Source organism: Haloarcula argentinensis DSM 12282, assembly GCA_000336895.1.
Lineage (GTDB): Archaea > Halobacteriota > Halobacteria > Halobacteriales > Haloarculaceae > Haloarcula > Haloarcula argentinensis.
This window is the reverse complement of the sequence record AOLX01000014.1, coordinates 532,498-558,245: the sequence shown is the minus strand read 5'-3', so window position 1 is coordinate 558,245 and position 25,748 is coordinate 532,498. Positions and strand designations below refer to the sequence as shown.

Here is a 25,748-nt window from a genome sequence, read left to right as displayed (position 1 = left end):
CAAGGAACGTACAGTTCCTCCGCTCAATAGTTAGTGGGACTTGTATGCTAATAGTCCACAATTAACAGTACGCGTTTGAGCTATCCCTCATGATTACTTAGAAAATTTACTACCCAAACACCAGCAACGGTAAAGTGAAGTGTATGCGCTCCAAACCCACGGAAAGATAGATGGGACCGACACCACACATCGCCGTCATCGGTGGCGGCTCGACTGGGGCGGGCATCGCGCGGGACCTCGCGATGCGCGGGCTCGACGTGACCCTCGTAGAACAGGGAAATCTGACCCACGGGACCACCGGTCGGATGCACGGGCTGCTCCACAGCGGCGGTCGATACGCCGTTTCAGACCAGGCCAGTGCGACCGAGTGTATCGAGGAAAACCGAGTTCTGCGTGATATCGCAAGCCACTGTGTCGAGATGACCGGTGGCCTGTTCGTCAAGCGTCCTGAGGACTCTGAGGAGTACTTCCAGAAGAAGCTCAACGGCTGTGAGGAATGCGGTATTCCCGCCGAGGTCGTCTCGGGCGAGGAGGCACGCGCGATGGAACCACACCTGGCGAAGGACATCGACAAGGCCATCAGCGTTCCTGACGGGGCTATCGACCCGTTCCGACTGGTCGTCGCGAACGCCGCGAGCGCACAGGAACACGGCGCACGCATCGAGACCCACTCCAAAGTCACCGACCTCATCGTCGAAAGCGGCGAAGTAGTCGGCATCGAAGTCGAACACGACTCCGGTCCCGGAAAGCGGGTCCACGGCACCGAAGGCGGAACCGAGGAAATCCGTGCTGACTACGTCGTGAACGCGACGGGAGCCTGGGCCGGCCGCATCGGCGACATGGCCGGGCTGGACATCGAAGTTCGCCCTTCGAAAGGTGTCATGACCATCATGAACATCCGTCAGGTCGATACCGTCATCAACCGCTGTCGTCCCAAGGGCGACGCCGACATCGTCGTGCCCCACGAGACGACTGCGATTCTGGGCACGACCGACGAGGAGGTCGAAGACCCCGAGGACTACCCCGAAGAGCAGTGGGAGGTCGACATGATGATCGACACCCTCTCGGAGCTGATTCCGATGCTTGACGAAGCCCGGACCATCCGCTCGTTCTGGGGCGTCCGTCCGCTGTACGAACCACCGGACGTCGGCAGTGACGACCCGACGGACATCACACGGGATTTCTTCCTGCTCGACCACGACGAGCGCGACGACCTGCCCGGCATGACCAGCATCGTCGGCGGGAAGTTCACTACCTACCGAATGATGGGCGAACAGATCGCCGACCACGTCTGCGGGAAGTTCGGCATCGACGCTGACTGCCGGACCGCCGACGAACCACTGCCGGGCAGCGAGGACTTCTCGGTGCTCCGGGACTACATGGACGAGTTCGGGCTCCGGTCGCCGATCGGCCGCCGGAGCGTCGAGCGACTCGGTTCCCGGGCCGATGACGTGCTCAAAACCGACGGGCCGAACCCGACTGTCTGCGAATGCGAGGGCGTCACCCGCGCCGAGATTCAGGACGCTATCGAGGGCTCGGGCTCGGACCTCAACGCCGTCCGCATCCGAACCCGCGCGTCGATGGGGAACTGTCAGGGCGGCTTCTGCTCGCACCGGATGGCGAGCGAACTCCACTCGGAGTACGACGAGCCGGTCGTCCGCGAGGCCTGGGACGAACTGCTCCAAGAGCGCTGGAAGGGTCAGCGCCACGCCCTCTGGGGCGAGCAACTCTCACAGGCGGCGCTGAACTACGCGTTGCACGCCACCACGCAGAACCGTGACCAGGACCCGGCGAACGGCGACCCGGTCGACTTCTCGGCGTTCGATTCGGGCCGCGGCCAGACAGGCAGCAGCGTCGACAGCGCGGACGTAGCCGCTGACGGAGGGACAGATGGCTATTGAGTCGGAGGTACTCGTCATCGGCGGCGGCCTCGGCGGGCTGACCAGCGCGCTGGCGGCCGCCCGCGAGGGAGCCGACGTGCGACTGGTTTCCTACAAACAGAGCACGCTCCGACAGGCGTCGGGCCTGGTAGACGTGCTCGGCTACACGCCGAACGGCGACGGCCCGCTGACCGATCCGTACGAGGCGATTCCGTCGCTGCCAGAGTCCCATCCTTACCGAAAGGTGGGCGTCCAGACGGTGCGGAACGCACTGTCGCTGTTCGACGACGCGGTCCCGACCTACGAAGGTGAGCACACGGACACGAACGCGCTCCTGCCGACCCACGGTGGGAGTATCAAACCGACCGCCCGCTACCCGGCCGGAGCCAGCGCTGGCCTGGCCAGTGACACCCGCGACACGCTGCTGGTCGGCATCGAGGAGATGGTCGACTTCGACGCCCCGCACGTCGCCGCCCACCTCGATGCGACGGGCGTCCCGTTCGACGTGCGCGGCGAGACGATCCGGTTCCCGGGCGACCTACGTGCGGACGCGAAGGTCACACGGTATGCCAAACTGCTCGATACCAACAGCGAGGTCGCTGTCCGCGGGCGAATGGTCCCGGCCCGCGAGGCGCTGGCCCAGCGTGTGAACCCGCTGCTGGAAGGCGAAGAGCGGGTCGGCTTCCCGGCGATTCTCGGCGACGACAACCCCGGCGCGATCCGCGACGCACTGGGCGACCACCTCGGCGTCGACGTGTTCGAGGTCCCGATGGGGCCGCCGTCCCTGCCGGGTCTCCGACTGGAGGACGCGCTGTTCTCGGCACTGGACGAGGCCGGGGCCAGCATCGAGACCGGGAATCCCGTCGTCGACTTCGAGGGCGAGGACCGAATCGAAAAGGTATTTATCGAGAAAAACGGCGCGAAGATCCCCAACAGCGCCGACCAGTACGTCCTCGCGACCGGCGGCTTCGTCGGCAAGGGCGTCGAGTCCGACCGCGATGGGGTGTACGAACCGGTGTTCGACTGCCACGTTCCCCACGCTGCGGACCGCTACGACTGGTTCGAAGGCGAACTGTTCGGCGACCACGAGTTCGCTCGCTACGGCGTGGCGACCGATGACGACCTTCGGCCCCTCGATGCGAACGAGCACAGCGAGTTCGAGAACCTGCGCGCTGCCGGCTCGGTGCTGGGCGGCTACGACTTCGCCGCCGAGAAATCCGGTAGCGGCGTCTCGATTGCAACAGGCTACGCGGCGGGCCAGCGCGCCGCACAGGAGGCACGATGAGTGACGCTGAGACCCCACCAGAGACAGAGTTTGACCCGGTAGCACCGAATACAGGCGAGGAGTTCGAACCAGTCGATGTCTTCCCCGACAGCGATGACTTCGACCTCCGTCCCGGCGCGGACTCCTGTTACAAATGCTCGACCTGCGACACGAACTGTCCCGTTGCGGAGGTCGACGACGACTTCCCCGGCCCGAAGTTCCAGGGCCCCGAACAGTGGCGGCTCAAGCAGTCCGACGACGACCACGAGATCGACGACTCGGTGATGGACTGCTCGAACTGCATGCGCTGTGACAACGCCTGCCCGTCGGGCGTCCCGCTCAGCCAGATGCACAACACCGCCCGCGGGGAGTACGTCAGCGAGCAGATGGACAAGCTCTCCGTCGAGTACATCCGGAACCGCATCCTCGCGAACTACCGCACCTCCGCGTTCTTCGCGAGTAAGGTCCCCCGACTCGCCAACTTCGCCATGAACTTCGGCCCGGCCCGCTGGGTCATGGAGAAGACGCTCGGCGTTACCAGCGAGCGTGACTTCCCTGCCTTCGCAAAACAGACCTTTCGCGATTGGTGGGCCGACCGCGGCGGGCAGGTCCAGTCACGGGAGAACGCGAAGGCGGCACGAAAACGGCGTGGACTCCCCGAAGACGCCGACAAGAAGGTGGCGTACTTCCACGGCTGTTACTCCAATTACAACACGCCGGAAGTCGGCAAGGCAATGGTCCGGGTGTACGAGGAGTTCGGCTACGAGGTCGTCGCGCCCGAACAGAAGTGCTCTGGAACGCCGATGTTCGCCAACGGGATGCTCGACGACGCCCGCCGCCACGCCGAGACGAACGTCTCGTCGATGTCCGAACTCGTCGACGAAGGGTACCACGCTATCGCCTCCTGTACCTCGTGTTCGATGGCGCTCCGACAGGAATACCCCGAACTGTTCGATATCGACGGCATCGACAAGGTCGCCGAGAACACCTTCGAGGCCGTCGAGTACCTCCGCATCCACGAAGACCTCAAAGGCGAAGTGCAGGCGGCCGACGTGGACGGTGACCTCGCCGAAGAGTTCGCCTACCACGCCCCGTGTCACTCGCGGAATCAGGGACTGGACCGACAGGCCGTCGAACTGTTCCGTGACCTGGATGGCGCCGAAGTCGAGGACGTCGGCGACTCCTGTTCCGGCATCTCGGGGACCTACGGCTGGAAAGAGGAGAAATACGAGAAATCGATGGAGATCGGCGAGGAGATGTTCGAGCACATGGAGCACGCCGAAGGTGAAACCGGCATGACCGAGTGCCCGACCTGCGCGATGCAGATGGAACACGGCAGCGGCTACGAGATCCGACATCCGCTCGAACTCCTCGAAGCCGCGCTTGTAGAGTAACTGGAAAAGCTCGTTTTCTGCGGTCTTAGTCTTCGCCGCGGACGAACGTAACCGGACACGGCGCGTTCAGCATGACTTCCTGTGCGGTGGAGCCGAAGACGGCCTTCCCGGTCGGCGAGCGCTTGCGGCCGCCGACGACGACGAGGTCCGAGGTCGTGGCTTCGGCGAGGCTGACGATCTGCTCGCCGTGGTTGCCCACAGCACCTCGAACCTGTGTCGACAGCCCGGCGTCGTTGAACCGCGAGACGAGTTCCCGGACGGTTGTGTGACGGTCGGCAACCTCGTCGGGGTCGGCTTCGCCAGTCGATTCGAATTCGAGCCTGTCGACGACGCCGTCGTACTGGTCGTCGGTGAATACGTGTGCGACGATGACCGTCGCACCGGCCGGGCTCGCGATATCGAGCACAGCGTCTGCGAGTTCGTCGATTCGGTCGGCGTCGTTCGGTCCAACTGCGAGAAGAACAGTTTCGAGTGCCATACCGGCTACTCCGGGGGCAGACGCGTAAATCCTTCGATGGGTACTACTTTCGTAGTAAGTCGTTGTAACGATGCCTCAACCGGTGAGCTTCAGTGGCTCACCCGGTGTTTTTCATCCCGGCTGCGATACCCTGAACGGTGAGCCGAAGGGTCCGGCGCTCGGTTTCGGTCCGGTGGGACTGCTTGAGCAGGCGGACCTGCAACAGGTTCAGGGGGTCGACGTACGGGTTCCGGCGCTCGAGGTTCTCCTTGAGCCAGTCCCGCGAGAGCAGGCCGTCCTGCCCGGTAATTTCGAGCACCTTCTCGACGGTGTCCTCGTACTCCTCGACGATACGCGGGTAGATGCGCTCGCGGAGTTCGGGGTCAGCGAGGTCGGCGTACTCTTCGGCGATGCCGAGGTCGGTCCGGGCGAGCGCCAGCGACGCGTTGTCGAGTTTCGTCCGGAAGAACGGCCAGTTCTCGTACATCTCTTGTAAGGTTTCCATGTCGCCGCCGCTTTCGAGGTAGGCGTCCAGCCCGGTCGAGATCGAGTACCAGCCGGGGATGATACAGCGGGCCTGCGTCCAAGAGAACACCCACGGGATAGCCCGGAGGTCCTCGACGCTACGGTCCTCGCTCCGGGAGGCCGGCCGCGAACCCATGTTGAGGTTCTCGATGACGGTAATGGGCGTCGCTTGGTCGAAGAACTCGACGAAGCCGTCCGTTTCGAGCAGGTCCTGATACTCGTTGCGGGCGGCGTCGGCCGCTATCTCCATCGCCTCTTCCCACTCGTCGGGGATCTCCTCGACGGGCTCCTCGATCGCGTTTTGGCGCGCCCGGATCTGGGCGTTGAGCATCTGTTCGAGGTTCCGCTCGGCGATGTCGTGGTTGGCGTACTTCTCGGCGATGGCCTCGCCCTGCTCGGTGAACTTGATCTGGCCGGTCACCGTCTCGTTTGGCAGGGCCAGCATGGCGTCGTTCATTGGACCACCACCGCGGGAGATGGAGCCGCCGCGGCCGTGGAACAGGCGCATCTCCACGTCGTAGTCGTCGGTGATGTCCGCGAGTCGCTTCTGGTTGTTGTACAGCGACCAGTTGGCGGCGAGGAAGCCGTTCTCCTTGTTCGAGTCGGAGTAGCCCAGCATGATCTCCTGAATGTTGTCCCGGGCCTCCAGCGCCTGGGAGTAGGCCTCGTTCTCGAACAGCGTGCCCATGATTCGACGGGCTCCGGAGAGTGCGTACTCCGACTCCAGCAGCGGGACCACGTCGAACCCGCAGTAGCCGGGCAGGTCGACGATGTCGACCTGATCAGCGAGGAACAGGACCTCAAGCGCGTGGCTTGGTTCCTCACACCACGAGATGGCGTAGGTGTCGATGGCGTCGATGCCGAACTCGTTTTGCCAGTCGGCGGTGGCACGGAAGCGGTCGAGGACACGAGTGGCGTCCTCGGAGAGCCCTTCGGTGTCTTCCATGTCGATGACGGGGTTGTCCTGCAGAATCGCTTCGGTCAGGAACTCGACGCGCTCGTCCTCGTCCATCGACGCGTAGTCGATGCCCTGCCGGTCGACGGCCTCGGCGATGGCGTCGGTGTGCATCTTCCGGTGGTCGCGCAGGTCGAGGCTAGCGAGGGTGAAGCCGAACGTCTCGACCTTGCGGATCAGCGGATCGACATGGGCCTCGGCGATGACTTCGGCGTCGTTCTCTCGAAGGCTGTCTGCGATGACGCGGAGGTCGGTCAGCAGTTCCTCCTCGCTCTCGTAGCCGCCCTGGCGGACATCGCTGACCCGGATGACAGATTCGCGCATCAGCCGGAGTTTCTGGCGGTAGGGTTCGTCCGGATACCGCTCCTCGGCTTCCTTGGCGACGCCGGGGAGCTTGGATTTATGCCGGTCCAGTCGCTCGTTGAACAGCGCGTCAGTCGCGATGTTCGAGGCGTCTTGGCTCAGTACGCCGGAGAGCTCTTTGAGCTTGTTGCGGTACAGCGGCAGGACAGTGTCGCGCTGTCGCTCCAGCGTCTCTTCGGTCACCTCAGTGGTGACAAAGGGGTTACCGTCGCGGTCGGAGCCGGCCCACGAGCGGAACTCGTAGAGCGTGTCGATGTCGATGTCCTCGTCGTACACGTCTTCGAGGGTGTGTTCGAGTTCGTCGTACACCTCGTCGATGACGTCGAACAGGACGTTTTCGAGGTACCACTGGACGTTCAGCGCCTCGTCGGTGACCTCCGGGCGGCGGTCACGGACCTGTGGGGTCTGCCAGAGGCTCGTCACTTCGGCGTCGAGGTTCCGCTCGATGCGCTTCCGTTCGCGGTCAGTGAGCCGCCGTTCGTCGAGTCGTTCGATGTCACGGGCGACCGACCGGAGCTTCGCCTTCACCGTCTTCCGTCGGGCCTCGGTCGGGTGGGCCGTGAACGTCGGCTGGATGAGCACGTCTTCGAGGACCTGCTCGAACTCCTCCGGATCTGCACCGCGTTCGGCCAAATCGCGGACAGCTTCCTCGACGCTGTCGGCCAACACGCCTTCCTGGCTGCCCTCTCGGATTTCGCGGACCCGTTCGCGCTCCTCGGCGAGATTGATAAGTTCGAAATAGGTGGTAAATGCGCGTGCGACAATATCCTGCGTCTCCGGGTTCAATCGGTTCAGAGCCCGATGGACCTCCTCCCGCGTCTCGGCGTCTCCACGCCGGTAGTCGATACACGAGTTCCGGATCGTTTCCACCGTTTCGAATGCCTCGGTCGAGGTCTGTGCCTCCAGCACTTCGCCCAGGAGCGCACCCAGCTCCCGTACGTCCTGGTTTATCTCTCTGGCGTGCAAAGTCATACCACTTCATCCAGAACCGAGCCCTAAAACACTATTGAAACGGTGTATCAGGGATAGACGTTCGTGAAGAACCCGGTTGCGAGAAATAGTTATTATTAATCGTGGGATTCTTTACCGTATCACACGAATCACACACGAGACAGTGGACTGCCAATGATAGATATCGCACTGGACATGGAGCAGTACGACTGCCCGTTCATCGACACGACGGCAGACCACGATGTCGCTTTTGCAGCGGTACACTGGGACTTCGACCAGCGCGCGCGGGAGCTGGAGACGCGGATGATCGTCGAAGCCGAGGATGCGGGGGTACTCGATACGGGGCTGGACAGCTTGCAAGCCCACGAGAACATGAACGACTGTGCGCTGTTGCGCCGGGAAGACAACGCCGCTCACATCAGGACGACTATCGAGGAAACGGCGGCGATGCAGACCATTAGGGACAACGGCGGCTACATCACCGGACCGTTCCACATCGAGGCGGGCAGCGAGACCTGGCACGTCGGCTTCGACCGCGGCCGGGACGCAGACACGACGCTCTCGGAACTGGACCGCGACAACGAGTACGACGTAATCGAACGCACGTCGACGACGCTCCCACAGCTGCAGGACCTCGTCCAGAACGCTGGCGCGGCAATGACACTCGTCGACGGCTGTCGCGACCTCTCGGATACCGAACGCGAGACGCTGGAAACCGCCGTCTCCGAAGGGTACTTCGAGTCACCCCGTGATGCGACGCTGGGATCGCTGGCCGAGGACTTCGGTGTGTCCAAACCCGCCGTCTCGAAGAACCTCCGGCGCGGCGAGCGGAAGATGATCGAGCGCGTCGTCGAAGCACTGGACGTCATTGAGGACTGATTTCGATGTCCCGGTCGGTCTAATCGTTTCTCCGCTCGGAGTGATAGACAGCTGCGGGACCGCTATCGCCACAAGATAACACCGATACTGTGGGTTGGGATATGAATCGGCCCGGTCGGTTCCAGCCAAACGGGAGGGAAAGAGTGGCTTCCGCGCATGATCTCGGGACTGTGAGCGGATCGATCACGTTCCCATGTCCGGACTCAGTACGAGTGCATAGGCAGAATCAGTGGGGATAATATCTCGATTGAAAGTATTTTATACAATCGTAGGGGTGTCATAATAATGGCTGACGAAGACGCCGAATCATCTTCTGGAGAACCACTTACAGTTTTTGGGCTGCGCCTCACAACGGTACTCGGGTTACTCTTGGGAATCTTACTCGTACCGTATCTTTGGTTTGCGAGGCGGTGGCTTACTAGGGCCATCATAGTCCCAGTCGCCGGATTCCTCGGAGCGTTCATTTTCGCGGGTTTTGCGGGAGGAATGGAACTGTTTGACTTCCTCGGTGTGAACCGTCGGATTGGATTTCTGGTTTCAATCACCTTCGGAATGATGTTGCCGTGGTTGGTCATCCTCGGTATCCTGCATCGGTACACTGATCACGAAATCCTCTAAGTACGTAGTACGATTGAGACGGCGAGTAGCGACGCCTTCTTAGCTGAAATTGGATCCGTTGATAAGCAGTTCTCTGATTCGCGCTGTGGATTGTGGAACGCGCTACATATGATTGGACTTTTCACCGCATTTTCACCAGGCTGCGGGAGCCACCGGGAGGGTTGTATGAAAATGTACACAAGCTATTCGCAATAAGAGAATAAATTCTGCCCATGGAAATCGGTCGGAAAATCCCGTCAATTGGCCTCAGCTTAGCTGGATTCTATGTTTTCTGGTTGGGTATCAAGCAGTATCGGGCACACCTGCGAATAGATCCCAGCCACGAACTCGGACTCCTAGCTGAAATCGTAACTCTTGCCTATCTTCTGTTCGGAATTACGCTTCTGGCTGTGTCAGTGTGGGCATCATTTCGTCAGCGACCAGTGATACCGACAGTGATACTCGTTTGGCTAGCCGCCCTCAAAGGGACCTTTGTCGCAAACATCTACGCTATTTCGTTAACACACAGTTCGTGGTGGCGCTTGGTCTGGGACTCTCTGCTATTCCACCGTTGCTAACGTGGGTGACCGCTGAGATGTACCGGGTCACAGCTTCTGAAGCAGTTACGTAACAGATCGGCAAACAGTCATGAGGGTCTCATTCGCCGAGTGGGGAACGACATAGGCAATCTACCGCTGTTTTGTGCCAGTCCCGGTACGGACGAGAACTGCGTTCTGGCCGCTGCGTTAACATGTTAACTCAGAACACTATGTGGCCGGCAGATCTACAATAATTTGTTATGCAGAATACGGCCACACGGAGGCGCGTTCTCGGCGCGCTCGGTGCCGGTGTTGTCGGGCTCAGCGGCTGTGTCAGTGACGACTCATCCATGACTGAACAGGACGATTCGGACGGCGGTACGACGGACAGCGGCACGAACGGTGAATCGGGCGGCAGTGGCTCGGCACAGACAGTTAGTATCGGGGTCCTGCAGCCCCGCGCTGGTGACCTGAAGTACTACGGTGATCAGTCGCTGTGGGGGTTCCTCTCCGGGCTGGCATACAAAGGCGATACAGACCCGCCGACTGACCCCGGCAGCGGTGAGATCACGATTACCGCCGGTGACACGGAGTATCGCCTGTTGATACGGGACACGGAGTTCTCGGCGGATACGGCCCAGACGGCGGCGACGAACCTCGTCGAAAACGAGGACGTAGACATGCTCGCCGGCTGTGCGTCCTCGGCGGTGGCTAGTCGGGTCGTCACGACGGTCGTCAATCAGGCGCAGATCCCGATCATGCTCGGGCCGGCGGCGTCGGCCGACATCACGTCCAACTCGGATACCTGTAGCGACCTCGTCTATCGGGCCAGCGAGAACACCGCGATGGATGCCCGCTCGGGCGGAAAGTACGTCGCCAGAGAGACGGACGTGTCGAGCGTCTACCTGTTCGGCGCGGATTACAGCTTCGGCCGTGCGGTGGTCAACAACTACCGAGACGTGCTGGAAGCCGAAGGCGTCGATATCGTCGGCGAACGCTTCGTCGAGCAGGGCTACGCCGAGTGGGAGGGGCTGCTGGACAACGCCGAAGAAGCGGGTGCCGAGGGCGTCGTTGGCGGGTTCACCGTCGCGACGCTTCCCGCGATGTTCAACGCCTTCCTCTCGGGCGAGTACTCCTATCGGGTGTTTGGCGGGTTCGCCACGCGAATCACCAACAGCGTCGTCGGCGGGACGATGCAGAGCGTGCTTGGCGAGCCCCTGACAGCGGAGAAGATCAGGGACTCACAGCTCGGGCCGTTCACGACTCGCTACCACTGGAACCAGTACGACAACCCGATCAACGACGCGTTCGTCGACAGCTACACAAGTGCCTACGGCGTCGTCCCGGACCTGTTCTCGGCGGGGACCTTCACCGGTGCGTCGGCGATCCATCAGGCGGTTCAGGAGAGCGGATCGACCGAGGGTTCGGACATCGCCGATGCCCTGAAAGGGATGACCGTCACCGACACGCCGAAAGGCGAGAACGGCTACACCTTCCAAGAGTACAACAATCAGGCGCGGTCGGCGATGACTGTCGCGAACCCGATTCCCACGACCGATGAGTGGGCCGATAGCTGGGGAGCCGCCATTATGCCCGGCGACCCGCTCGCCCGCATCAGCGCCGACGAAACGACCATTCCGCAGGACAGCGACCAGATGGGCTGTTCACTGTAGGTATGCTCAGAACACAGGGACTGACCAGAGAGTTCGGGGGACTCACCGCTGTCGACAGCGTCGACTTCGAACTCGACGCGGAACTGTGCTCGCTCATCGGCCCGAACGGGGCCGGCAAGACGACGTTTTTCAATCTGCTGACCGGGACTCTCTCGCCCACCGAGGGGACGGTCGAACTCCGGCGTGACGGAGCTTGGCAGGACATCACCGACGCCTCGCCCCACGAGACGGCCAGCAAGGGCATCCACCGCTCCTACCAGGTGACGAACGTCTTCCCCAACAGCACGGTTCTGGAGAACGTCCGGGTCGCCGAGCAGGCCCACAGCGACGACGCGACGACGTTCTGGCGCAACGTCGACCACTACGACGAGTTCACCGAGCGCGCCCACGAGATTCTCGACCGGGTCGGACTCTCACATCGGGCCGAGGACCTCGCGAGCACACTGAGCCACGGGGCAAAGCGCAAGCTCGAAGTCGCTATCGCGCTAGCGGGCGACCCCGCGATCCTCCTGCTGGACGAGCCAAACGCCGGCGTCTCCTCGGAGAGTGTCGACGAAATCAGGGCCCTCATCGAAGCAGTGGCGGAGGATTACCCAGTCCTGCTGGTCGAGCACAACATGGACATCGTGATGGGCGTCTCAGACCGCGTTGTCGTCTTGCATCAGGGCGCAGTCATCGCTGACGGGCCGCCGGCGGAGGTGCGGGCCAATCCAGACGTACAGTCGGCGTATCTCGGCGGCTACGAACCGGGCAGTCTGGACGACGATACGACTGCGGCCGGGTCCGACCGGGACTCGGAGGAGGGGACGGCGTGAGCCTGCTCGAACTCGACGGCGTCCACACGTACTACGGCGACAGCCACATCCTCGAAGGCGTGGACCTCGCCGTCGAGAAGGGAGAAGTGGTCGCACTCGCGGGGCGCAACGGCGTCGGTAAGACGACGACACTCCGGACCATCCTTCAATTGACGCCACCTCGCGAGGGGTCGATCACCTTCCGGGACGAGTCGCTGGTCGGGCTGGAAACACACGAGGTCGCCTCTCGGGGACTCGGCTGGATTCCGGAAGATCGCCGGATTTTCGGCCAGCTCACGGTCGAGGAGAACCTCCGGGCGGCGATTCCGGACCCGGACGACGTGCGCGACGGCCTCCGGCTGGCCTTCGACTCGTTCCCCATCCTCGAAGAGCGGCGGGGGCAGGACGCCGGCACGCTGTCGGGCGGCCAACAGCAGATGCTCGCCATCGCCCGCGGGCTGGTCGGCGACAACGACCTCCTGCTGGTCGACGAACCGAGCGAGGGGCTGGCCCCGCAGATCGTCGCGGACGTGGCCGAGGCGCTGTCGAAGGCAAGCGAGGACGTGACGATGCTGCTGGTCGAGCAGAACCTCCCGCTGGCGCTCGATTTAGCTGACCGGTTCTACATCCTCGATAAAGGCCGTGTCGTCGACGACGGTGAGACGGCGGCGGTGACCGCCGACGACGAACGGTTCAGGAGGTATCTGTCGGCATGATCGTCGAAGCGCTCGCGGAGTTCCTGACACTCGGCGAACTCGGCGGTGTCATCGTCAACGGACTCGCCAAATCGGCGCTGTACGTGATGATCGCGAGCGGTCTGACGCTGATTTTCGGCCTCATGGGCGTGTTGAACTTCGCCCACGGGTCGCTGACGATGGTCGGGGCGTATCTCGGCGGCCTCCTGATGGTAGTGACGGTCACTGGCGGTACAGCGCCCTTGACCCGCCTCGGTCTGTTTTTCCTCGCTATCGCCGTCGTGTTCGCGCTGTTGACGGTGCTGGGCGGGGCTATCGAGACAACCATCATCCGGCCGCTGTACGACCGGCCGCCGATATACCAGATCCTACTGACGTTCGGGCTGACGCTCGTTATCGAGGAGGTCGTCCGCATCGTCCTGGGAGTCTACGACCTCCAGCCGCTGTCCGACTGGCAGGCCGCCCTGGCGACCAAACCGCAGTTCCTCCGCGAACCAGTCGCGCTCGGTCCCGTCAGCGCCGGCTGGATGTCGCTGTTCCAGATACTCCTCGGTACGATCACGGTTGTCGGTATCTGGGCATTCCTCACGAAGACCCGCTATGGCCTGTACATCCGGGCCGGGAGCGAGGACACAGAGATGGCGTCGGCGCTCGGCATCGACGTTCGTCAGGTGTTCACTGTCGTGTTCGCGCTGGGTATCGGCCTGGCCGGTGCGGCCGGCACGTTGCTGATGTGGGACCCGACCTGGGGTGCGAGCGTCCCGCTTGCGGCCGAGACGCTGTTGCCGGCGTTCATCGTCGTCATCGTTGGCGGCCTCGGAACGTTCCGTGGCACCGTCGTCGCCGCACTAGTTGTCGGGATGGCCGACGCGGTAACGACTTGGTGGTTCCAGAACGTCATCGAGTTCACGGGCCTGCCGGAACTCGTCCTGTTCCTGGTGCTCGTGGTGACGCTCATCGTCCGTCCGCAGGGCCTCTTTGGTGTCGAGGAGGTGGGGGGCCATTAGCGCCGAAACCGAGGCCGACGCCGAGGCGGCGTCCGAGCCACCGGCGACGACCGTCGAGACGGAGTGGCCCCGCGAATACCTGCGGGACCACACCGCCCACATCCTCGTCATCGCCCTGCTGGCGCTATACCCGCCGGTGTACCACACACTCTTGAACTCGCCAGTCAGCGCCGAGACACAGATGCTCCTGCCGACGGTGGAGACGATGGTCGGCGTCCTGTACTTCGGCCTCTTTGCCATCTCGTTTGACTTCATCAGCGGCTACACCGGCTACCTCTCGTTTGGCCACGCGGTGTTCTACGGGACCGGCGCGTACACTGTCATCCTCATCGCCAACGGGAAGCTGCCGCTACTCGGGCCCGGAACGCCGTTCATGCTGTCGTTGCTCGTCGGCGGTCTCATCGCCGTCGTGCTGGCCATACTCGTGGGACTCGTCTCGTTCCGCCTCTCGGGCGTCTACTTCGCGATGATCACACTCGGCTTCGCGCAGGTGTTCTACGTGTTCGTCCGCGGCTGGGACTACGTGGCGACCAACCCCCGGGACGGCCCGGCGGTCGGGCCGAGCCACGCTGAGGGCTTTCAGATCGGGGCCCCCGGTATCGACCAGCTATCGCTGTCCATCGGTGTCCTCACCGGCGACGAGGTGGCACTGCTCGAGTCGACGCTGTCTGGCACCGAAGTGTCCTACTACATGATCGGCCTCGTCGTTCTGGCCTGCTACTTCGCCATGCAGCGGGTTATCCACTCTCCGTTCGGACGGGTGATGATCGCTATCCGGGAAAACGAGGAGCGCGCCGTTGCTATCGGCTACAACACGTATCTGTACAAGCTCGGGGCCTTCGCCATCAGCGGCTTCTTCGCTGCCGTTGCCGGTGGCCTATTCGCCGGCTTCAAGCGCTCGGCCAGCCCGGAGAACTCCTTTTACTTCCTGGTGACCGGCGACGCCCTGCTGGCGAGTATCATCGGCGGCTTCGGGACCCTCGCCGGGTCGCTGTACGGCCACCTGTTCGATGAAACAGTGAGAGAGTTCCTCTCGAAAGCCGGGCAGGGCGGCGGCCTGTTGCCCTATCTCCGTGCGTTGCTGGGCCAGGAAACGCTTGACGCGACCCTGGTCGGGGATACGACCATCGGCGGGCTCATCGACCTGCTGTTGAACGGCCACGCGAGCCTCTACGTCGGCCTCGTGTTCGTGCTGTTCGTCCTCTACGTCCCCGACGGCCTGCTGGGGACGCTCCGGGAGCGTCTCGGCGGGACGTTCGCCGAGGCATTGCCGGCGAAGCTCTGGGGTGATTCGGAATGACGAAACCGGTGAAAACGACCGTCGAACCGCCTGAAAGAACGACGACCTGGGCGTGGGGCGGCCGCTCTCCACCGGGTCGGCCCACGGCGGCGCATCGACTGCAAGACGACACGCGGTGTGACCACCCGAACACGGAGCCAGTAGAGCAATGACTGCGGAACCGGACCACTTGAAGGATATCCAACCAGAAACAGACAGTATGCAATACGCGACCAACGACGGCGTTTCGCTCGCCTACGAGCGCGAGGGGCCGCCCGACGCCGAGACCGTCGTCTTCGTCGAAGGCATCGGCTATGGCCGCTGGATGTGGCTGTGGCAACAGGAGACGCTCGTCGACGAGTACCAGACCATCGTGTGGGACAACCGCGGCACCGGGGACTCCGACGAACCGGAGGGGCCGTACACGATGAGTCAGATGGCGAGTGATCTGGAGGCCGTACTCGACGACGCCGGCATCGAGCAGGCCCACATCGTCGGGGCCAGCATGGGCGGGATGATCGCCCAGCAGTACGCCCTGGAGTACGACCGGGCCAGGTCGCTGACGCTCATGTGTACCTCGCCGGGCGGCCCGGAGGCCAAGCCTGTCCCCGAGAAGACACAGCAGCGGATGTTCGCCGTCCCCGACGACCTCGACGAGCGCGAACTCCGGCGGTACAAGATGCAGCCAGCGCTCTCGAAGTCGTTCATGGACGCCCACGAGGACCTCATCGAGCGCATCATCGACTGGCGCATCGACAGCGACGCCAGCGACCGAGCACTGGAATGGCAAGGCGCGGCGGTTCAAGCGTTCGACGCGTCGGACCGCCTCAGTGAGATCACAGTTCCGGCTCTGGTCATCCACGGCACCGCCGACGAGGTAGTCCCCTACAAGAACGGAAAACTGCTGGCGCGGGGCTTGCCGAGCGCCGATTTCGTCACCGTCCACGGAGGTCCGCATCTGCTGTTCATCGAGGAGTACGAGCGCGTCAACACACAGATTCGGGAGTTCATCGACGATGTCTGAGGGCACGCCGCAGGACTGGGTCGGTGCCTGGAGCGAGCGCCGGGCCGCGCTCACGCCGGACCGTGAAGGACTGATCGACGCGACGACCGGCGAGCGGTTCACGTACGCCGAACTGGACCGGCGGGCGAACCAGACTGCTCGACTGCTCAGGCAGTACGGTGGCGGTGCGGACGACGAGGCCGCTGGCTCTGACGCTGCCGGCACCGTTGCCGTCGTCTCGCGGAACCGGCCCGCCGTCGTCGACCTGTTCTTTGCTACCGGCAAGATCGGGAGCCGACTGGCCCCGCTGTCCCATCGACTTGCGCCCCCGGAACTCGCTGAACTCCTCGACCGCGTGGCTCCGGAAATCCTCGTTGTCGAGGCCCCCTTCGCCGAAACTGTCTCGACGGCTCTGGAGATGACAGATGCGACACCACCCCGACTCCTCCATCTCGAAACCGCCACCAACGACGCGTCCTCGGCTGCCACGCTCGACAGCACACCCTACGCTTCGGCCCTCCCCGAGGACGACACGCCCGTCGAGACAGCGACGCCGGCCCCCGGCGACACGCATCTCCTCCTCCACACTGGCGGGTCGACGGGAACGCCAAAGGAGACGGAGATCACGCATCGCAACATCGTCTGGAACTCCCTGAACACGATCACGGCCTGGGGACTGCGCGAGGACGACGTGACGCCGATGGTGTTCCCGATGTTCCACACAGGTGGCTGGAACGTCCTCACCGTCCCGCTGTGGCACATGGGGGGGACAGTGGTCATCGCCCGCGAGTTCGACCCCGGCGACGTGCTTGAGACCATCGACGCGGAGGACGGGACCGTCCTCGTCGCCGTCCCGGCAATCCTGCGGATGATGACCCAGCACGACCGCTGGACGGAGACGGACCTCTCGTCGCTCCGCTTCGCCAAGTCCGGGGGTGGCCCCTGCCGCAAGAGCGTGATGGAGACGTGGTGGGAGCGCGGTGTCAACCTCTCGCAGGGATACGGCCTCACCGAATGCGGCCCGAACAACTTCGCGATGCCCGAGGGCTGGCCCCGTGGGAAGGCCGATTCCGTCGGCAAGCCGGCGATGCACGTCGACGCCAGGGTAGTCGAGCCCGAGGGTCCGAACGAGAAAGACGATCAAACCAGCCAACGAAAGACAGTCGATCCCGGCACCGTCGGTGAACTCCAGTTGCGCTCGCCCCACGCCGCGACGGGCTACCTCGACAATCCCGAGGCCACCGCCGAGACGTTCGGTGACGGTTGGGTGTCGACCGGTGACCTCGCTCGCGTCGACGCGGACGGCTACTACTACATCGAGGGCCGCACGAAGCACATGTTCGTCAGCGGCGGCGAGAACGTCTATCCCGCGGAGGTCGAGGACGCTATCGCCGACCACCCCTCGGTCGGTGAAGTCGTCGTGATTCCGGTTCCCGACGACAGGTGGGGACAGGTCGGGAAGGCCGTGATCGAACCCGCCACCGTCGTTCGTTCGGACGATGCTGACGGTCGGCCGTTGACCCTCGACGACCTCCGGACGTTCCTCGATGACCGTCTGGCCCGGTACAAACACCCCCGTGACATCGCGTTCGTCGAGGCGATGCCGACAAGCGGCCCGGACAAAATAGATCGGGGAGCAGTCTCGGACCGCTTCGGGGCGTAATCCGTCATTGCAGGCGTAACTTCAAGAGGGGTGATGCAGTTCTATTTACACAATATGTCTGACACGTATGCGATTGCGGACTCAATACACGTGTTGCAGGTAGATGAGGCCCCACTACTCGACAAGACCGCAGAGTTCCCGGACAGACGTGGACCGGATTCGCTTACACTGACTACGACTGACCGGGCTGACAGTGCGCTGGAACATCTCGAAGACGACGCTATCGATGGCATCGTTGTCGCGGACGACCTCCCGGACCGGTCCGGTCGTGCGTTCGCTGACACGGTCCGCGAGCGGGACAGCACTGTTCCAGTACTGTTGCTGACCGAGTCGGAATCCGTCGCCAGCGACGCACTCTCGAACGGGGTCACCGACGTTTTCAGAAGAGACGCAGCTGTCGACCGTAGCCACCTCCTCGCCAATCGGATTCGGTTGCTCGTCGAACATCACCAATCGACAGCGATCGCTAGCCAGACCAGACGGCGACTCACAGAACTGGCAGAACAGTCGAACGAACTGTTATGGGTGTTCTCTGGGGACTGGTCCGAGATACAGTTCGTCAATCCGGCATACGAAACGATCTACGGCCGCTCCGTGGATTCCTTGCAGGCGAACCCCGCGGAGTTCATGACAGCGATTCACCACACGGATCAGGACAGGGTCATACAGGCGATGCAGCACGTTTCAGCCGGCGACCCTGCCGACCTCGAATTCCGGATCACCAAACCGGATGGCGAACAGCGCTGGGTGCGGGCCGAGGCGCAACCCATTGTTGAGGATGGCACAGTCACCAGAATCGTCGGGGCCTCGCGTGACATCACCGAGCGGAAGCGACGCGAATCCGAACGCGCTACGGAACTGGATAGCCCCGACACGCCGGTCGATGCAATGCCAGATCTGTTCTATGAACTCGACGAGAACGGCGATCTGATTCGTTGGAATGATGCACTGGCGGCAGACACCGGACACGAAGACGCTGATCTCGCATCGATGACTCTGGCAGCCCTCTTCGCCACATCCGATCGTGAAAGCGTTCGCCAAAGTATCGAGTCGGCTTTTGAGACCGGGGAGACATCGTTCGAAGCCGATCTGCTGACTGCCGACGGAACGACAGTCCCGTACGAATTCACCGGCGGCCGGATAACAGCTGCTGACGGCTCGACGCTCGGTGTAGCCGGTATCGGACGGGAGATTTCTACCCGCGACAGCCATCAACAGGCTCTTGAACAACAAAACGAGCGCCTCGACGAGTTCGCCAGCGTCGTCAGCCACGACCTCCGGAACCCGCTTGACGTTGCCCGGGGCCAGCTAGAACTCGCACAGATGGAACACGACAGCGAGCATCTCGACGCAGTCAAGCGAGCCCACGACCGTATCGGACAGCTCATCGAGGACCTCCTGACGCTGGCCCGGAACGGCGAGGCCGCACTCGACAGCGAGCCGGTGCCGCTCCAGACCGTCGTCGAGCAGTGCTGGCACACCGTCGAGACCGGCGACGCGACACTGGAGCTACAGACCTCAGCCGTAGTCCGCGCGGACCCCAGCCGACTCCGGCAGCTGTTCGAGAACCTGATCCGCAACAGCGTAGAACACGGACAGACGCCACACACCGAGAGACAGGAAGGCACCGGCGAGCAGCGTACGACACCCTCGGTCTCACAGTCGCAGGGAGCAGCCGTCGGCCTGACGGTAACCGTCGGTGAACTGAACGACGGCTTTTACATCGCGGACGACGGCGTCGGGATTCCGGCCGACGAGCGAGAGGACGTGTTCGATGGCGGCCACTCGCTGGCTTCGGGTCCCGGGTTCGGCCTCCGAATCGTCGATCAAATCGTCGATACCCACGGCTGGTCGATAACGGTCGGAGAAAGCGACGCCGGTGGTGCTCGCTTCGAGATCACCGGCGTCGAGTTCGAGACGGCGTAACTGTGCCGCCGTGAGTGGTATCGGGTGACCACCACGTCACCCGGTGCCGCCCCAGTCAACACCAACGATGGGGGCCGAACCTTACGCTTCGTCGAAGACGGTATCGCCCTCGACGACGTGCTCTTCGACAGCGTCGAGATCGAGCGTCAGCCCGAGGCCCGGTTCTTCCGGAATCTCGATGTAGCCGTCCTCGATGACGGTCTCCTCGACCAGATCGTCCCACCAGCCGAGTTCGTAGGAGTGGTACTCGACGGCCAGTGAGTTCGGAACAGACGCCCCGACGTGGGCACTCGCCATCGTCGCAACCGGCGAGGAGACGTTATGCATCGCGACCGGAATGTAGTACTGGTTCGCCACGTCGGCGACCTTGCGCGTCTCGCGCATCCCACCGACTTTCGGCATATCCGGCGCAATCATGTCGACGGCCTGATTCTCGATGAGCCGCCGCTCCTCGGTGACACGATAGCGGTTCTCGCCCACGGTGATCGGCGTGGTTGTGGACTTGGTGACCTCCTCCTGCACTTCGAGGTTCTCCGGCGGGACGGGGTCTTCGAGCCACCAGACGTCGTACTCCTCGATGGCGTCCGCGAGGCGCTTGCCGGAGCTGCCCGAGAACGTCCAGTGACAGTCGAATGCCACGTCGGCCTCGTCTTTGACCTCCTCTGTGACCTTCTCGACGATCTCGGCCTTGTGACGGATCTCGCCCGGACGGAGGTGTCGGTTCGCACGGTCCTTTTCGAGGCCGCTCGGCACGTCGAGGTCGAACTTCAGGGCGTCGTAACCCAGTTCGTCGACGACGCGGCGGGCCTCCTCGGCACAGGCGTCGGCGTCGGCCTCTTCCTCGGTGTGGCAGTCACAGTACACGCGCATCTCGTCGCGGTACTTCCCACCGAGAAGCTGGTAGGCCGGCACTTCGAGGATCTTGCCCGCAAGGTCGTGCAGTGCGACTTCGATGCCAGCGATAGCCGTCACCGTGACACCCTCGACGCTCCCTTCGCCACTCATCTTCTGGATGAGGTGCTCGTAGAGTCGGTCGATGTCCAGTGGGTTCTCGCCGACGACGAACGGCTTCATCCGTTCGATGAGTTCCGGGACGCCCGCGCCCCAGTAGGCCTCGCCCGTACCGACGATGCCTGCATCGGTGTAGATTCGAACGAGCGTCCACGGGAAGTTCCCGTCGACCATCGTCGTCTGAACGTCGGTGATCTCCACGTCGCGGCCACCACCGCGCTTGGCGGTAACGCCCATTGTCTCCGCAGAGAGCTCCCGCATCGTGTACTCTGCGTTCGGGTCGTGCAGGTCAGCATAGTCTACGTCGTTTGCCTTTCCCATACCCCTCGCTTGCTATCGGCGTTACAAAAGTGTAGAGGAAATCGGTTTCACTCTGTGACCACGCTACGCGGTCACTGCCGCCTGCCTTCGGTTCGTAATCGCTACCGAGATATTCGAACTACCTGTTCTCTATAAGTTGAAGTGGGACCGCCGAGATTCGAACTCAGGTCCGACGCACCCCATGCGCCGAGGATACCGCTACCCCACGGTCCCGCACTCTGGGAGAGGAGGGTGTTTTAATTAAGGGCTTCGCTTTGGTGACGAGAGTGGCAGCCCGTAACGGGGAGACACCGCTGGCGTGGTTCCTTCATTCGGCAACTTCGATACCGGGGCTTTCGATGGTGACATCGGTAAGTGACCAGCCCTCGGTCGCAGACCGAGCGTCGACACCAATAGCATCCCTTTGGGCGGTCACAGAGATAGTCGACTCAAAGATGGTCCACGATGCATTGGTGTTGACGGCGTGGATTCCCTGCTGCTGGCTCTCGATGGTCGTGTTCTGGATGGTCCACGCACCGGTCGTTCGTGCGGTGAAGACCCCGATATCGCGAGTTTCGAGAGTGGAATCTTCGAGTGTCCATGCGCCGCCGGAAAAGGCGGTTACGAGACCGATGTCGCTTCGGCTGACCGTCAGGTCAGTCACCGCCCAGTCACCATCGCTGTTGATAGCTTTGACGCCTGCATCGCTTCGGCGGACCTCCGTGTTCTGGACCGACCAGTCACCAGTTGTCCCAGAGGCGTCGACGCCGTCCGCACCGGACTGGTCGACGACGACCGCGGCGACCGTCCAGTCGCCAGAGGACTTGCGGACGTCGACGCCGTCACCGCCAACTTCGACAAAGCGGGTGTTGCGAATCATCCAGTCGCCGCTGGTGCCGCGGGCGAACACGCCGCTGTAGGCTGTGCTGGCGACGGCGGCGTCTTCTATAGTCCAGTTCCCGGTCGTGTTTGGTGCATAAACGCCGACATCAGCAGCGATAACAGTCGTGTCACTGACCGTCCAATCACCGCTGGTTCCGTTAGCGGCGACGCCAAAGCGGTAGTTTCGTACGGTGAATCCGGTGACGTTCGGTTCGGCGGTGCCGGCCACCGTGATGCCGGTCCCATTGACGAACCGCGACCCGTCCAGTATCGCCCGGTCGGGTGCAACGAGAGTGATGCTCTCGTTGACACTGACCTCTTCGTAGTAGGTACCCGGCTGAACTTCGACAGTGTCACCGCTGTCGGCGGCATTCACGGCGGCCTGTATCGACCGATAATCAGCACTCCCAGATTTATCGACGGTCAGCGTCTCCTGTCCTGTCTGGGTTCCAGCCGCGCCGGCTGGCACGACAGCCAGTGTCAGCATGATCGACAACAGGAGGGCAGGTAGTCTCGTACGCGTGTCGCTCATAGTTGGAGTGGTAGGGAGCGAATAGACGTAAACCGTAGTGTTCTTTCACCCGTCGACGACAGGCCGCTGCGGTAAAGCTGGCAGTACCAGCGACATACTCGGCAACGCGGCGCGCGAAAGCGTTATCGGCCGGACTGGCGAACCACGGGGTGTGCTGGAGTTGACGTACGAGTCGGGAACCATCCGCGTAACGGGAGACCCCCCGTCGGACCTGCCCGGCATCGAGTACGACCAGCGGTCACAGACAGGGCGAGCGCCGGCCTACCGGTACGCCGAACTGATTGCCGAACTCGATGAGCGTGGGGTTGCATACGAGGACCACATCGGTGCGTTCCCCTCGCTGTCGCTCTCGACGGCGTACGACCTCCGGGAGTACCAGCAGGCGGCACTGGACGCTTGGCGAGGGGCCGATGACAGAGGCTGTCTCGAACTACCGACTGGGAGTGGCAAGACCGTCGTCGGCATCGCGGCGATGGTCGCGCTGGGGACGCCAACGCTGGTCGTCGTCCCGACCATCGATCTGCTGGAGCAGTGGCAAGGCGAGCTACAGCAGGAGTTCGACCATCCCGTCGGCCGTATGGGCGGGGGCGAACAGCGCGTCGAGGATATCACGGTGTCGACGTATGATTCGGCGTACCTGCGGGCCGATGAACTCGGTGACCGGTTCGGGTTCGTCGTCTTCGACGAGGTCCACCACCTTGGCGGGGAGGGGTATCGGGACATCCCTCGGCTACTCGCTGCGCCGGCTCGACTTGGACTGACAGCGACGTTCGAGCGGCCGGACGGAGCCCACGAGGCCATCGAGGACCTCGTCGGCTCGCTCGCTCGGCGAGTCAGCATTGACGACTTAGCGGGAGAACACCTCGCGGACTACGATATCAAGCGACTCGAAGTTTCACTTACGCCGGACGAACGGGACCGTTACGAGGAGTATCAGGGGACGTTCACCGACTATCTCAAGCAATCCAACATCCAGCTCCGGTCGGGCAGCGATTATCAGGAACTCGTGAAGCGGTCTGGCAACGATCCGGCGGCTCGCGAGGCGTTGCTGGCGAAACAGCGAGCTCGGGAGGTGATGATGAACGCACAGCGGAAGGTCGACCGGTTGGCGACGATTCTGGACCGCCACCGCGAGGACCGCATCATCGTCTTCACTGCCCACACCGACCTCGTGTACCGCCTCTCAGAGCGATTTCTCATTCCGGCAATAACGCACGAGACTGGGGCGAGCGAGCGCCGGGAAATCTTAGAGCAGTTCCGTGACGGAACGTACACTCGGGTCGTGACGGCGAACGTCCTCGATGAGGGTGTTGACGTGCCCGACGCGAACGTCGCCGTCGTCCTCTCGGGAAGTGGCTCAGAGCGGGAGTTTACCCAGCGACTCGGCCGGATTCTACGGCCGAAAGCCGACGGCGGGCGGGCACTGCTGTACGAACTCGTGACCGAGGAGACTGCGGAAGAGCGGGTCGCTAGGCGACGCAGATAGTGACCGATGCGCGTCGAGGCGGTCCCTGAGCCTGCCGATGGGATTGCCCGACGCCCTGTTTTTTGTCGCTCCGTCGCAGAAACACGCGTGTGCTGACGAAAGACCTCCTGCGGGTGTCCCGGGCGGGCGGCGGCTATCACCTGCAGTTCGCCGACACCGACGCCGAGCGACTTGCGGCCCGCGTGCTCGGCACCTACCAGGGCCACGTCGGCGAATCCCGCGAGACGCTGGAGGCAGCACTCGCGGACATAGAGCGTGAGGCCGACGATTTCAAGCTGGTCCGCGGGCTGGCGAAACTCGTCGAACGGGAGGCTACCTTCGAGACGCAAGCTCCGGTCGACCCCGTTCGCGCCCGTCGTCGGGTGTTCGAAGTCGCTGCGGACATCGGGGTCGTGAGCGAAGCCGAGCGCCAGCAAACACTCACCGAGGCAGCCGATCACTTCGGCACGGACGCCGCGACGCTGGCCGACGCGCTGTACGCCGACCGGGACTCGCGGCAGATCCTCACCGATGTCGACTCGCGCTGGGGACCGGCCGAACTGCGGACCCAGTACAATCTCTCGCTGGCGCAGACGGCGTTGTTCGACGCGACGGGAGTGCGGGTCCGCTCGTCGGACCCGAAGGCGCTCATCTCTGCCGTCAAACGCCTCCGGCTGATGTACGAGATTCGCCGGACAGCGGACGGTCGAGAAGTCGTCGTTACAGGACCGGACGCGCTGTTCTCGAACACGCGCCGGTACGGGACCCGCTTCGCTCGTCTCCTGCGGACGGTCGCGACCGCGAGCGAGTGGGAGCTGACGGCGGCCATCGACGACCGGGGCACCGAGCGGGAACTCACGCTCTCGGACGCGGATGTCTCCGTGCCCGGCGTCGAGCCCGTAACGGAGGTCAGCTACGACAGCGGCGTCGAAGCCGACTTCGCCGGTCGGTTCGCCGCGTTGGACCTCGACTGGGACCTGATACGCGAACCGGAGCCGCTTCCGGCCGATGAACACGTCGTCATTCCGGACTTCGCCTTCGAGTGGCGGCCCGGCGCTGACACCGGTGTTCGTGATACTGGGCGTGGTGTGGAGGACTCGGGCGAACGCAGCCACGACGCCTTCCGCGTCTTCTTCGAGATTATGGGGTTCTGGACGCCGGAGTACGTCGAAAAGAAACTCGCCCGCCTTGACGCGCTAGATGACATCGAGATGCTGGTCGCCGTCGACGAATCGCTCGGCGTCGGCGAGGAGATCGAAGCGACGGACAATCGAGCAATCCCGTACTCCGGCACGGTCAGCGTGAAAGACGTGCGAGACGCTCTGCGACCCTACGAGGAGCGACTCGTGCGTGAGAGCGCTGCGGAGATCCCCGACGAACTGCGGCCGGATGCCAAAGTAATCTCGCTCGCTGACCTCGCCGTGGAGTACGGTGTCAGCGAGGACGCGCTGGCAGACGTGGCCTTTCCGGCTCACGAGCGTGTCGGCCGCACGCTCGTCGATCCCGCTGTGCTGGAGGAACTGGCCGAGGATATCGAATCTGGAATGGCCTACGAGACGGCGACCGACCGGCTGGCCGACTACGGTATCAAGGACGACAGCGCTGCACTCGCACGCCTCGACTATCGCGTCGCCTGGAAAGGACTGGGTGAGGGCACAATCCAGCCACGGGAGTGAGCCCCTGTGGGACACCGCTGAAAGTCAATTCCCAGATA

19 protein-coding genes and 1 tRNA gene are annotated in these 25,748 nt (G+C 63.1%); 15 read left to right on the top strand and 5 right to left on the bottom strand.

The genetic code is table 11. From position 1 onward, the window contains the following. The first annotated feature begins 170 nt into the window (after nucleotides 1-170). The 3 genes from glpA to C443_RS06375 are packed head-to-tail and all read left to right on the top strand — an operon-like array spanning nucleotide 171 to nucleotide 4,538. The gene (gene glpA / locus C443_RS06385; RefSeq protein ID WP_005534833.1) at nucleotides 171-1,901 is read left to right on the top strand and encodes an anaerobic glycerol-3-phosphate dehydrogenase subunit GlpA; all 1,731 of its coding nucleotides are present in this window, start codon (nucleotides 171-173) and stop codon (nucleotides 1,899-1,901) included. Further along, nucleotides 1,891-3,165, top strand: a complete 1,275-nt coding sequence (gene glpB / locus C443_RS06380; RefSeq protein WP_005534831.1) for a glycerol-3-phosphate dehydrogenase subunit GlpB — start codon at nucleotides 1,891-1,893, stop codon at nucleotides 3,163-3,165. The genes glpA and glpB overlap by 11 nt, the downstream gene beginning before the upstream one ends. Beyond that, nucleotides 3,162-4,538 carry an anaerobic glycerol-3-phosphate dehydrogenase subunit C gene (locus C443_RS06375; RefSeq protein WP_005534829.1) on the top strand — a complete coding sequence of 459 codons (1,377 nt, stop codon included), beginning with the start codon at nucleotides 3,162-3,164 and terminating at the stop codon, nucleotides 4,536-4,538. Before glpB ends, C443_RS06375 begins: the two co-directional genes overlap by 4 nt. Nucleotides 4,539-4,563: 25 nt before the next feature. Here C443_RS06375 and C443_RS06370 read toward each other — a convergent pair whose 3' ends face one another. Beyond that, nucleotides 4,564-5,016, bottom strand: a complete 453-nt coding sequence (locus C443_RS06370) for a universal stress protein (protein WP_005534826.1) — start codon at nucleotides 5,014-5,016, stop codon at nucleotides 4,564-4,566. 97 nt (nucleotides 5,017-5,113) lie between these two features. Then, nucleotides 5,114-7,810, bottom strand: coding sequence for a phosphoenolpyruvate carboxylase (gene ppc / locus C443_RS06365; protein WP_005534823.1), 2,697 nt, complete (start codon nucleotides 7,808-7,810; stop codon nucleotides 5,114-5,116). Between the two features lie 153 nt (nucleotides 7,811-7,963). On the opposite strand from ppc, the gene C443_RS06360 reads away from it, so the two are divergent. The 10 genes from C443_RS06360 to C443_RS06315 all read left to right on the top strand — a co-directional run bounded on the left by C443_RS06360 (nucleotide 7,964) and on the right by C443_RS06315 (nucleotide 19,844). Continuing rightward, nucleotides 7,964-8,668 carry a helix-turn-helix domain-containing protein gene (locus C443_RS06360; protein ID WP_005534822.1) on the top strand — a complete coding sequence of 235 codons (705 nt, stop codon included), beginning with the start codon at nucleotides 7,964-7,966 and terminating at the stop codon, nucleotides 8,666-8,668. A 285-nt stretch (nucleotides 8,669-8,953) separates the two neighbouring features. Continuing rightward, nucleotides 8,954-9,286, top strand: a complete 333-nt coding sequence (locus C443_RS06355) for a hypothetical protein (RefSeq protein ID WP_005534819.1) — start codon at nucleotides 8,954-8,956, stop codon at nucleotides 9,284-9,286. A gap of 778 nt (nucleotides 9,287-10,064) precedes the next feature. Further along, on the top strand, nucleotides 10,065-11,477 hold the full coding sequence (locus C443_RS06350) for an ABC transporter substrate-binding protein (RefSeq protein ID WP_005534817.1): 1,413 nt from the start codon (nucleotides 10,065-10,067) through the stop codon (nucleotides 11,475-11,477). 2 nt (nucleotides 11,478-11,479) lie between these two features. Continuing rightward, a complete protein-coding gene (locus C443_RS06345) occupies nucleotides 11,480-12,292 on the top strand; it encodes an ABC transporter ATP-binding protein (protein ID WP_005534814.1) in 813 nt (270 codons plus the stop codon). Next, on the top strand, nucleotides 12,289-12,987 hold the full coding sequence (locus tag C443_RS06340) for an ABC transporter ATP-binding protein (RefSeq protein WP_005534811.1): 699 nt from the start codon (nucleotides 12,289-12,291) through the stop codon (nucleotides 12,985-12,987). Before C443_RS06345 ends, C443_RS06340 begins: the two co-directional genes overlap by 4 nt. After that, on the top strand, nucleotides 12,984-13,973 hold the full coding sequence (locus tag C443_RS06335) for a branched-chain amino acid ABC transporter permease (protein ID WP_005534809.1): 990 nt from the start codon (nucleotides 12,984-12,986) through the stop codon (nucleotides 13,971-13,973). Before C443_RS06340 ends, C443_RS06335 begins: the two co-directional genes overlap by 4 nt. 136 nt (nucleotides 13,974-14,109) lie before the next feature. After that, nucleotides 14,110-15,273, top strand: coding sequence for a branched-chain amino acid ABC transporter permease (locus C443_RS06330; protein WP_080505460.1), 1,164 nt, complete (start codon nucleotides 14,110-14,112; stop codon nucleotides 15,271-15,273). Between the two features lie 148 nt (nucleotides 15,274-15,421). Then, nucleotides 15,422-16,276, top strand: coding sequence for an alpha/beta fold hydrolase (locus tag C443_RS06325; RefSeq protein WP_005534806.1), 855 nt, complete (start codon nucleotides 15,422-15,424; stop codon nucleotides 16,274-16,276). After that, nucleotides 16,269-17,918 (top strand): AMP-binding protein, encoded by a 1,650-nt coding sequence (locus tag C443_RS06320; RefSeq protein WP_005534804.1) that lies wholly within the window; start codon nucleotides 16,269-16,271, stop codon nucleotides 17,916-17,918. The genes C443_RS06325 and C443_RS06320 overlap by 8 nt, the downstream gene beginning before the upstream one ends. Nucleotides 17,919-17,972: 54 nt before the next feature. Then, nucleotides 17,973-19,844, top strand: a complete 1,872-nt coding sequence (locus tag C443_RS06315) for a hybrid sensor histidine kinase/response regulator (RefSeq protein WP_049943929.1) — start codon at nucleotides 17,973-17,975, stop codon at nucleotides 19,842-19,844. 81 nt (nucleotides 19,845-19,925) lie between these two features. Here C443_RS06315 and C443_RS06310 read toward each other — a convergent pair whose 3' ends face one another. The 3 genes from C443_RS06310 to C443_RS06300 all read right to left on the bottom strand — a co-directional run bounded on the left by C443_RS06310 (nucleotide 19,926) and on the right by C443_RS06300 (nucleotide 22,569). Beyond that, a complete protein-coding gene (locus tag C443_RS06310; protein WP_005534800.1) occupies nucleotides 19,926-21,176 on the bottom strand; it encodes a mandelate racemase/muconate lactonizing enzyme family protein in 1,251 nt (416 codons plus the stop codon). 142 nt (nucleotides 21,177-21,318) lie between these two features. Beyond that, nucleotides 21,319-21,389, bottom strand: a tRNA-Pro gene (locus tag C443_RS06305). A gap of 94 nt (nucleotides 21,390-21,483) precedes the next feature. Next, nucleotides 21,484-22,569 carry a right-handed parallel beta-helix repeat-containing protein gene (locus C443_RS06300; RefSeq protein ID WP_049943928.1) on the bottom strand — a complete coding sequence of 362 codons (1,086 nt, stop codon included), beginning with the start codon at nucleotides 22,567-22,569 and terminating at the stop codon, nucleotides 21,484-21,486. A 151-nt stretch (nucleotides 22,570-22,720) separates the two neighbouring features. On the opposite strand from C443_RS06300, the gene C443_RS06295 reads away from it, so the two are divergent. Beyond that, nucleotides 22,721-24,055 carry a DEAD/DEAH box helicase family protein gene (locus C443_RS06295; protein ID WP_049943944.1) on the top strand — a complete coding sequence of 445 codons (1,335 nt, stop codon included), beginning with the start codon at nucleotides 22,721-22,723 and terminating at the stop codon, nucleotides 24,053-24,055. 89 nt (nucleotides 24,056-24,144) lie between these two features. Further along, nucleotides 24,145-25,710 (top strand): DUF790 family protein, encoded by a 1,566-nt coding sequence (locus C443_RS06290; protein WP_005534795.1) that lies wholly within the window; start codon nucleotides 24,145-24,147, stop codon nucleotides 25,708-25,710. Nucleotides 25,711-25,748 lie beyond the last annotated feature (38 nt).